The following is a 1487-nucleotide window of genomic DNA, read 5'->3' as shown; positions in this document are numbered from 1 at the left end:
ACTCTTAGACGAGCTTCGGGAAGAACTTGGTCTCGATGCCAGTTCGGTGACATCCACCGAAGTTTTGCGGCCTTGTTGAAGATGTCGCAACCGGCGTTGTGGATATTATTTTTGTCCTAATGTCGTCTTTACCAGAAAATGAAATCAGAAGTGCATACGAACAATTTGGCAGCAAAGAATATTCTGAAATTTCATTCATTCCATTGGATAATATTCAAGAATTTCTAAAAGAAAACAAAGAAATTCTACTTACATCTCTTTCAGAGATGCTTACTCTTGCAAATATCAATGTATAAAATCCTCTAACGCTTCTAATACGGCTTCCGTCTGAACGCGCCAACTCCGGCTTTGCGCCAATTGTGTTCCCGATCGTGCAATTGTTTGGCTCAAAGCATGGTCGGTATAGATTTTTTCGAGGGCCTCCACGAGTTCCTCCACCGAGCTTTCCCCCCACCCGTCGAGGCCATCCATTCCAGGGGCCTTCGGTACCCGCCGCTGATGCTTTAGCGGTATGCACGTGGGCTCGTCCGCCATCATCAGATCGAGATGCCCTGTATTGGCCGATAGGATCACGGGAACATTCACCGCCATACACTCAAGCGCCACCAGATTGGTCGCGCCTTCGGCCCTATTCGGAAAAACGGCCACATGGGCTTCGCGCATAACTTGGGCCATCATGTGATGCGGAATCATACCAAGATCGACGAAGCTATCCTCCGGTAAACCTTCCCGAACGAGCCAATCGCCAAGCGCAAGCCGACCATTTTGATCGAGCCCAGGAGCCGATTTCACATGCCCAGCAAGCGCCATATCGGCCGCCAACTGCGGCCAGAAATTTTGCCAATTGACTGCGAGCAAGGCTTCCGGATGGCGGCGCTGAAAGATTTTGAAGGCGGCAATAACGATATCCTGCCCCTTGCGAAACTCCAGCTTCCCACCCGAGAAAACGATGAACCTGCCGGGGCAAAGCCCTTGGCGCGGCGCGGGAAAAAAGACGCTCTCGTCGATTCCCTCATGCACCATGCGCACATCGGTGGCACCGGCCGCGCGCAAAAGCCCCGCGTTCCAGCGGGAAGGCGTTAAAAAACAATCATACGCCGCAATCTCGCGCCGATCTTCCGCTGTCAGATTAGTATCTTCAAACACCATACGCCCGATATTCCGCTGCCCGCGATGGCGATGACGACTCCCGGTTCCTCCGAAATGATTCCCCAGAGGGTGCATAACGGGGAACGGCCAATCCGCACCGGAGCCGTTTACACCCGCACTGCGCGTCCGGCGCTCGATTTCTAACGGTAACAGCGTCCACAGATGCAACCCATGAATGGCGAGATCTTCAGGGGCTTCCAGCAGCACCGGGCGGGTTTTGCCCAGGCGCAGCATTTGCAACACCATATTGAACCCTACTTGCCCCCAGCCCGTTTGCGTCGACAGCGGCCAACCAAATCCGATCACACTACAATCCTCCAACTCTAAATTTTAGCAAA

Annotated in this window: 1 protein-coding gene; it reads right to left on the bottom strand. The window is 53.0% G+C overall.

Features of this window, described 5'->3' with window-relative positions; translation table 11 throughout:
• Positions 1-285: 285 nt before the first annotated feature.
• Positions 286-1455 (bottom strand): glycosyltransferase family 4 protein, encoded by a 1170-nt coding sequence (locus tag VZ95_RS18145; protein WP_045777109.1) that lies wholly within the window; start codon positions 1453-1455, stop codon positions 286-288.
• Positions 1456-1487 lie beyond the last annotated feature (32 nt).

It is taken from the genome of Elstera litoralis (assembly GCF_000963705.1).
Lineage (GTDB): Bacteria > Pseudomonadota > Alphaproteobacteria > Elsterales > Elsteraceae > Elstera > Elstera litoralis.
Note: the sequence above shows the minus strand (reverse complement) of the source record. Positions and strands in the feature narration are given on the sequence as shown.